This is a genomic window from Mycobacterium sp. 852002-51163_SCH5372311 (assembly GCF_001667115.1).
Lineage (GTDB): Bacteria > Actinomycetota > Actinomycetes > Mycobacteriales > Mycobacteriaceae > Mycobacterium.
In genome coordinates this window covers 1-7,261 of record NZ_LZIJ01000172.1, presented here as the reverse complement: position 1 = coordinate 7,261, position 7,261 = coordinate 1, and the positions used below count along the sequence as shown (strand labels likewise).

Annotated in this window: 8 protein-coding genes and 1 pseudogene; 5 read left to right on the top strand and 4 right to left on the bottom strand. The window is 59.8% G+C overall.

Annotated features, from left to right (window positions below):
• The 5 genes and pseudogenes from A5791_RS27340 to A5791_RS20130 all read left to right on the top strand — a co-directional run.
• A pseudogene (locus tag A5791_RS27340) lies at positions 1-180 on the top strand (glycosyl transferase family 1); the annotation flags it as partial.
• A 344-nt stretch (positions 181-524) separates the two neighbouring features.
• Positions 525-908, top strand: coding sequence for a hypothetical protein (locus A5791_RS20145; protein ID WP_067240585.1), 384 nt, complete (start codon positions 525-527; stop codon positions 906-908).
• Complete coding sequence (locus A5791_RS20140) at positions 905-1,669, top strand: hypothetical protein (protein WP_197504738.1); 765 nt, start codon at positions 905-907, stop codon at positions 1,667-1,669. Before A5791_RS20145 ends, A5791_RS20140 begins: the two co-directional genes overlap by 4 nt.
• 75 nt (positions 1,670-1,744) lie before the next feature.
• Positions 1,745-2,662 (top strand): GNAT family N-acetyltransferase, encoded by a 918-nt coding sequence (locus A5791_RS20135; protein ID WP_197504737.1) that lies wholly within the window; start codon positions 1,745-1,747, stop codon positions 2,660-2,662.
• Entirely contained in the window at positions 2,652-3,398 is a 747-nt protein-coding gene (locus tag A5791_RS20130; protein WP_067240581.1) for a bifunctional 2-polyprenyl-6-hydroxyphenol methylase/3-demethylubiquinol 3-O-methyltransferase UbiG, read from the top strand. Before A5791_RS20135 ends, A5791_RS20130 begins: the two co-directional genes overlap by 11 nt.
• Before the next feature lie 50 nt (positions 3,399-3,448).
• On the opposite strand, the gene A5791_RS26150 is transcribed toward A5791_RS20130, so the two are convergent.
• The 4 genes from A5791_RS26150 to A5791_RS26875 all read right to left on the bottom strand — a co-directional run.
• A complete protein-coding gene (locus A5791_RS26150) occupies positions 3,449-4,567 on the bottom strand; it encodes a DegT/DnrJ/EryC1/StrS aminotransferase family protein (protein ID WP_156661524.1) in 1,119 nt (372 codons plus the stop codon).
• Positions 4,568-4,609: 42 nt separating this feature from the next.
• Positions 4,610-5,194, bottom strand: coding sequence for an FdtA/QdtA family cupin domain-containing protein (locus A5791_RS26145; protein ID WP_082967035.1), 585 nt, complete (start codon positions 5,192-5,194; stop codon positions 4,610-4,612).
• Positions 5,191-5,772 (bottom strand): FdtA/QdtA family cupin domain-containing protein, encoded by a 582-nt coding sequence (locus tag A5791_RS20120; protein ID WP_197504739.1) that lies wholly within the window; start codon positions 5,770-5,772, stop codon positions 5,191-5,193. Before A5791_RS20120 ends, A5791_RS26145 begins: the two co-directional genes overlap by 4 nt.
• 907 nt (positions 5,773-6,679) lie before the next feature.
• Positions 6,680-7,261 (bottom strand): glycosyltransferase (locus A5791_RS26875; protein ID WP_369828107.1); only part of this gene is annotated, 582 nt, incomplete at its 5' end.

Genomic DNA, 7,261 nt, shown 5'->3' with positions numbered 1-7,261 from the left:
GTGCGGCGCCTTTCGACCACTACCTGCGAATCATTAGTCGCGGATCTGCGCACCATCCTCGCCCCGGAGTACGCCGCCCGGGCCCGCGAGATTGCGACGCGAATGACCACACCCGCTGAAAGCGTTGCGACCGTCGCCGATCTTATGGAAGAGAAAGCTCGACTCAGACATGTTGGCTGATCGGCGAATGTAAGCCGAAAAATGTTTGGCACCGGCCACACGTCGCCAATCGACTCTGCCTAAGTTGATGGGATCGCTGCTGGGTTGAAAGTCGCCAGGGGCACAGAACATTCGAACGCCGGGAGCGTGTGTTTCGGCAAAGCTTAGCCGGCGGTCTGCACGACCGGCTGACAATGTCGCTGGATCAGGGGACGCTACAGCAAACGGCGGGCACATCGGTTCTGCAGGCGATGACTCCTGGTCGAACGTCGTTGTCCGAGGGATCCGCAAAGGGGCCGAGTACGTCGGGTGCCAACTCAAAGGCAGACGTTTGTACCCGGACCGGACTGCTAGACTCCGCCACCATGCTTTCCCAGCTCGGCGACACTGTTCCCAACAGGGACTTACTGCCGCATCCTCAAAGATTCCTGCCTGCGCAGGAGCGGCAGGTTGCGCCGCTCCAGATCGGACAGAACATTTGCAGGCCAACGGATTTTACCGACAGCGCGCAAAAGCATCTCCAAGACGTTAAGGACGACCTATTCTGGCAGATCGTTCACGAGATCCAAGACTTTCCGCACCGTACGATGGAGCCGATGGGGAGCTTCTACGAGGCGATCTATCAGCTCACTGAAACGCTTCCAGCCGTCGGCGTCGACAGCTTCGTCTTTACTCGACGCCACGTCCCCGACCACCCGGCGATGCACCACCTCGTGTTTCGCCGCCGACCTAAGCGAGCAACCGCATGACGCCCGAGACCCGTAGCATGGACCTCCGCGCTACCAGCGCGATCACCGAGGCCGAGGACTCGCTCGCGAATCTCTCGGAGCGGTTCCCTGGCTCGGCGCGGGAACGCCTCCATCACCTGCCGTTGTTTCTTCCGCCGCATGTCCTGCGGCGGATTGCATTCTTCGACGACCTGTACCGCCGTATTCTGACCGTTCCCGGCGTAATTTTGGAATTCGGCGTACGATTCGGTCGCGACCTCGCGATCCTCGACAGCCTGCGGACGCTGCACGAACCGCTGAACTACAGCCGCACGATCGTAGGGTTCGACACATTCAGGGGCTTCCCTTCGATAGATGCGCGCGACGGCGACGACGAGATGGCGAAGGTGGGAGGCCTGGCAACCGGCGAACGCTACGAGGACTTCCTCACAAACGTCCTTGCGACCCGCGAGGAGATGAGTCCGTTTTCGCACATCCGCAAGTTCGACATCCGGACCGGCGACGCGCCCGAGCAGTTGGCCGCATACCTCGACGAACACCCGCAGACCATCGTGGCGTTCGCCTACTTTGACATGGACATTTACGGGCCGACCAAGCGTTGCCTCGAGTTGTTGAGGCCTCATCTCACCAAGGGCAGCGTCATCGGCTTCGACGAGCTCAACTGCGCCGAGTTCCCCGGAGAAACGCTGGCCGTGCGCGAGGTGTTCGGGCTCGACCGTGTCCGCCTGCAACGTACCGGGCACGGCAACCCGGGACTGCCGTCATTCCTTGTGATCGAGTGATGCTGTTCGACGATTACGACCTCCAAGCCGGGCAGCGGGGTCATCCCAAGTCAGCATCGCGCCTGGAATTCCCCGTTGTTAGTTGTTGACCGCTTTCTCCCGCAAGATAGTCTCCACTTATTCAATACGGAGGCGTTTTTCCGCTTACATGCTGATGGCAAGGGCCACTATTTTCAGTGGTTACTCGATGAGCGTGCCTGTATCACAGCGCATTTCACTGAAGTGACGCCCGGCGTTTTCCGCAGCCCGGCACGCGGTACATTTGGCGCACTCAGTCATCTTTCTGGGGTTGTACACGACGATCTGCAGGCCTTTGTCGCGGAAGTCTCGGGCTACCTGCAGGCACACGGTGGCAAGGTTCTGCAGGTGCTCTTGCCTCCGTTGCAGCATGATCCGGCCGACGTATCGGTTCAGTACTTCGTGTTCCGCGCCAATGGTTTCGCGGAATCCTTGGTCGACCTCAACTACGGCCAGACCGTCGATGACCAGCCGTTCGCCGCGAAGATCAACTACGCCAACCGCAAACGCCTGAACAAGTGCCGGCGCGAAGGCTTCGAAGTCTCCGCGGCAGACGCCGAACGGTTACCCGATGTGTACGGCACCATCGCCGAAAACCGTGCCGCCCGCGGCTATCCCATGACTATGGGCGAAGAACCGCTGCGGCAGATGCAGGAACTCTTTCCCGACAATGTTGAGCTGTACGCGTGCGAGCACCAGGGGCAGATGGCCGCCGCCGCGATCTGCCTGCGACTGAGCGCGGATGTGCTGTACGTCTTTTGCTGGGGTGATCGCCCTGGCTACAGCCAGTACAGCCCTGTGGTATTCATCGCGGAGCACCTTTATCAGAGCTGCCAGACACGCGGCATTGGCCTGCTCGATGTCGGCACTGCAACCGTCGACCTGCAACCAAACCCTGGACTAATGCATTTCAAACGGGCGCTAGGGTTCAGCGAATCGCTCAAATTCCGGTTGGAGAAGCGCCTTGAGCCGTGACATCGAGTCCTACAGCCGTTCATACCGCGAGCTACCGTTTGAGGCGATCCAGGCGCGGTACCGTCGCCGAGTTGTGCTGCAACAGGTCGCTGAGTTCCGCCCAGCATCGTTACTGGAAGTCGGCTGCGGTTTGCGACCGCTATTCACCGACCTCGACCCAGCCATCAAGGTCACAGTTGTTGAGCCTTCAGCCGAATTCGCAAGCAATGCCCGCGAACTTGCCGCTGGCCGCGAGGGAACAGAGATATTGGAGAGCTTTCTGGAGCAGGTGGCTCCCTCGCTCCAACCCGGGGGTTTTGACTTGATCGTGCTGAGCAGTCTGCTGCACGAAGTCGACGAACCTCAGCAACTGTTGCAGGCGCTACTGCCACACTGTCATACCAGCAGCATTGTGCATGTCAATGTACCGAATGCGCACTCGCTGCACCGCATGCTGGCGGTGGAGATGGGCTTGATCGAAGACCCCTTCGAGCTGTCGTCCACCCAGAAGCTGATGCAGCAGCACTCCACTTTTGACCTCGACAGCCTCGCCAAGCTGCTAAGCCAGCAGGGCTTCGAGGTCCAGTCCAGCGGCAGCTACTTCATCAAGCCGTTCACCCATGCGCAAATGCAGGATCTGTGCGACCGCGGGTTTCTCACCGAGGCTCACCTGGAGGGTCTGTTCCGCTTGAGTCGCCGCATGCCCGATTTCGGCTCAGAAATTTACGTCAATGCGACGCCCGTACCGCGAGGATGACTTCGCCGGATTGCCCGCGCTGACCGGAAGAGGACCAAACAAGAGGATGTTCACGGGCGAAACGATCGGCAGGCGTCGATCACTAGAGTGACGTTTTCGTCGGACAAATGAGGACCAATGGGGAGGCTAAGGTGAGTCCGCGCTGCCTTTTCCGCGATAGGGAATGCCCCCTTTGTAAGACCAAGTGACGAAAACGCGCCCGACAAGTGCGGAGGGATCGGGTAGTGCACCAAGGTTTGGATCCCCCTGCTTGCCAGGTGCCTCTGCAGTTGATCACGCAACTCATGATCAACTACATAGAGGTGCCACACGTGTTCACGGTTGGGTCCAACCTCGGGCAAACTCAACCCTGGAATATCAGCGAGTTCCTGCGCATAGCGCTGCGCTATCGCTCGCCGCCGAGCGTTCCAATTGTCAAGATGCTCCAATTTTACGCGAAGAACAGCAGACTGAATTTCATCGAGTCGCGAATTCGCCCCGACGAAGTCATGGACGTATTTTTCGCTGCTTCCGTAGTTGCCAAGCGCTCGAACGCGGGCAGCTACCTCGGCATCGTTAGTGGTCACGGCGCCCCCGTCACCGAAAGCCCCCAAGTTTTTCCCAGGATAGAAGCTCCACGCCACGGCATGGCCATGCGCGCCGATCCGTTGACGGGCATAGCGCGCCCCATGCGCCTGCGCAGCATCCTCCACAACGACCAACCCGTGTTTCCTTGCCAATGCCAAGAGCTCGTGAAGGTCTGCGGGTTGGCCGAAGAGGTGTACCGGAACAATAGCGCGCGTTCGCGGAGTAATTGCATGCTCTACCCGAGCAGGATCCAGGGTCCACTGACCAACGATCGGCTCAACGCCCACCGGACGGGCGCCGATGCGCACCACCGCGAGCCACGTTGCGATGAAGGTGTTCGTTGGCACGATGACCTCATCACCGGTGCCAATTCCGAGTGCCTGTAACGCGAGGGCAATAGCGTCCAAGCCATTGGCGACTCCTACCGCGTGGGCGGCGCCGGTAAGGGCGGCGAACTCACGCTCAAATGCCGCTGTCTCCTCGCCCAGTACATACCAGCCACCGCGCACCACTCGCTCGACGGCCTCCAGTGCCGGAGCTTCGAGCTCCCGTGTGGCAGCGCGGACGTCCAGAAACGGCACCGTCACGAAAGGGTCGGTCATTGTCCACCCCGAGAGCAGGCTACTGAAACGGGACGATTGCCCTCAGCTCGATCCAGCCCCGCAGACCGGGCTTGGTTTTGCTCCACTTCCGTTTGAACGATCGCATGACAGCTGCGAGGGGCGACCCGAATCAACCTCCAAGTCGATTTCCTTTTCAGGCCATGATTGTTGAGCAAAACTACGCTCGTGGAGGCCAACCGCATCGCTCCCCCCCGCCTGCCCGCGGACCGTTGCCAGGAACTCCTCATAGTCGTGGATATAGTCGCTTTCGTCATAGGGCAGGGAAGCAAACACCAGGCATATCGCTCCCGTACAGAAATCTGTGATCTCTCTCCAAACCAAGCCTGGCAGATACAGGCCATAGTAGGAACGGTTGAGCGAAACGGTTTTTCGACGTAGGCCATCGTCAAGGGTGACCGAGAAAGATCCGGACGCGGCCACAATCAATTGCTGGAGTGCGCGATGCGCGTGCGCGCCACGCTCGGCTCCACCAGGAACGTCATAAAGAAAATAAACCCTCTTTATTGCAAAGGGGACGTGAATCCCCCCATAGAGCGGAGACAAGTTGCCTCTAGAGCTCTCGACCCTTTCGAGATTCAATATTCTGCATTCGTCGAGACGATTCATTGGATGCTTCTGAGCCTAAGGAAATCGCCGTAGTCATACACATAATCGGCGGGCTCGAATGGGCCGGAGGCGAGCACCAGCGCAACGGAATTCGTAGAGAAATTGATCATCTCTCGCCAAATTAGGTTAGGAACCAATAAAGCATGGTAGGAACGATTCAACGTGTAACGAATTTGATGCGAACCATCGTCTACCATCAGTTCGAAACTCCCGGACAGCGCCAATATAAATTCGTGAACAGTTCGGTACGCATGGCCTCCTCGCACCGACCCGCCCGGGACGTCGTAGATCCAAAAGGCCCTTTCTATCTCGAATGGCACATGCCTGCCCGCTTCGATGAACGTGAGGTTTCCTCGGAGGTCATGAATCTTCGGTAAATCGATCAACTTGCAGTCATCGATGCTGATCTCGGAGGGTGGCCTGATTGGGTTCGGGGTGGTTCGCAAGTCGACCCCGGGCGCTGCAGGTGGCGTCGGAGCGCTTGCTTCGGCCGGAGCGTGACCACCTGAGTCAGACCCCGACGTTCGGCCGAGCGGCACGGCCGCGCTGCTAAGCAGCCTCTTTCCGCTTGAAGTCATTTGCGCCGTAACCTCCAGCAAAGCGACCACGGGATCGTGCCATACGCTACGCGTACTCTTTCACCACCATACTGAAGTCCGCAAAGGCGCTGACCCTAAACGTCAGGACGCCGTGATCACGTTGCGGCACCGGCTACGTAGTTGGGCGGTATCATCCCGGTCCGACTGCCTGTCGGCAGCGCGAGGCGCCGGGAACTGATTTTCCCTCCACAGCACATCGTGACCAGGGAGCACACGGACACTCGGCGGGGAGTGGCGCCCGGCTTCTACTGTTCGAACGGCTGGTCCCGATGATTCCTGTGACCCCGGAGCGCGCGCCGGCTAATTTTTCGGAAAAGTTGCTGCCACAGGCGTTTTGAGCTAGCGAAAGCCAAACGCACGATCATTGTCTGTTGACGGCAGTTCTCCGTCAGGGCCACCCAGCGATTCGCGGGTGGAAGTATGCACAGAGGTCGATCACGTCGCATGTCGGCGCGGTCGCTGCGCGAGGTCGGTAAGTTGACCGGGCTGTCGACGCGGTCCGCACGTCAGACCGCGACGGAGGCACGTCCCAATTGAATTGACGCATAGAACGATTGGCTACGCTGAATTGTCGATACGCCTGGTCGGAGTTGTCCTCAAAACTCGAACGCCGACGTGTTGCGGCGGCCTCACCTTCGTTAATCGCATTGCAGCACAGGTGTCTGCGTCCTGATCTTTGCCGATACTCCTTGCGTTGAGCTCAGCGGTTCGCGCCAGCTCGCTCACGTGCAAGGATCACATGGCCATCAAGACTGCGTCCCGGGCAGCCCTCACGGGTAGAAAGCGGCGGGCCTTGTCGTATGGATTTAGCTCGTAGAGGTTGCCACTAACCGGCAATCTGCCAGCATTTGGCCATGCGCCGATCATCTCGAGGGTCAGTCGTCGGTCAGCAAGCACGCGCCGATCGAGCTTTCTCTTCCAGGAGATCGGCTGCCGCTGCAACGCTTTCGCCGGGTCTGGTCATCCGGGTCGCGAGCTCGCGGGCCCGGGTGCGGTAGTCAGGGGCGACGATGGTTCGCAGGTCAGCGACCAGCGATTCGCGTGTAGTGGCCGACAAGCGGCGGGCAGTGCCGACCTTCAGTCGTTTAACCGCAGCTCCCCAGAACGTCTGGTTGACGTCCATCGAAAGGACCAAGGTGGGAACCCCGGCCCGCAGACCTATGGCCGTGGTGCCCGCGCCACCGTGGTGGACAACCGCGCGGCACGCGGGGAAAACGGCCGCGAAATTCACCGCGCCTACAACCTTGACGTGCTCGAAACGGGGGACATCGCTGAAGTCACTCCACCCGGCGCAAACCACTGCCCGCTCGCCCAACTGCTCGCAGGCCGCGCCGATCATGGCAACGGTTTCGGCCGGAGATTCGACCGGCATGCTGCCAAACCCGAAAAAAATGGGCGGTGTTCCCGCGGCAATCCACGATGCGACCTCTTCATCGGCGTCGGTCGGCAACTCCATCGTCAGCGCGCC

Coding starts and splice junctions, on each gene's coding strand:
- A5791_RS20145 (WP_067240585.1), top strand. CDS start 525: ATGCTTTCCCAGCTCGGCGACACTGTTCCCAACAGGGACTTACTGCCG.
- A5791_RS20140 (WP_197504738.1), top strand. CDS start 905: ATGACGCCCGAGACCCGTAGCATGGACCTCCGCGCTACCAGCGCGATC.
- A5791_RS26150 (WP_156661524.1), bottom strand. CDS start 4,567: ATGACCGACCCTTTCGTGACGGTGCCGTTTCTGGACGTCCGCGCTGCC.
- A5791_RS26145 (WP_082967035.1), bottom strand. CDS start 5,194: ATGAATCGTCTCGACGAATGCAGAATATTGAATCTCGAAAGGGTCGAG.
- A5791_RS20120 (WP_197504739.1), bottom strand. CDS start 5,772: ATGACTTCAAGCGGAAAGAGGCTGCTTAGCAGCGCGGCCGTGCCGCTC.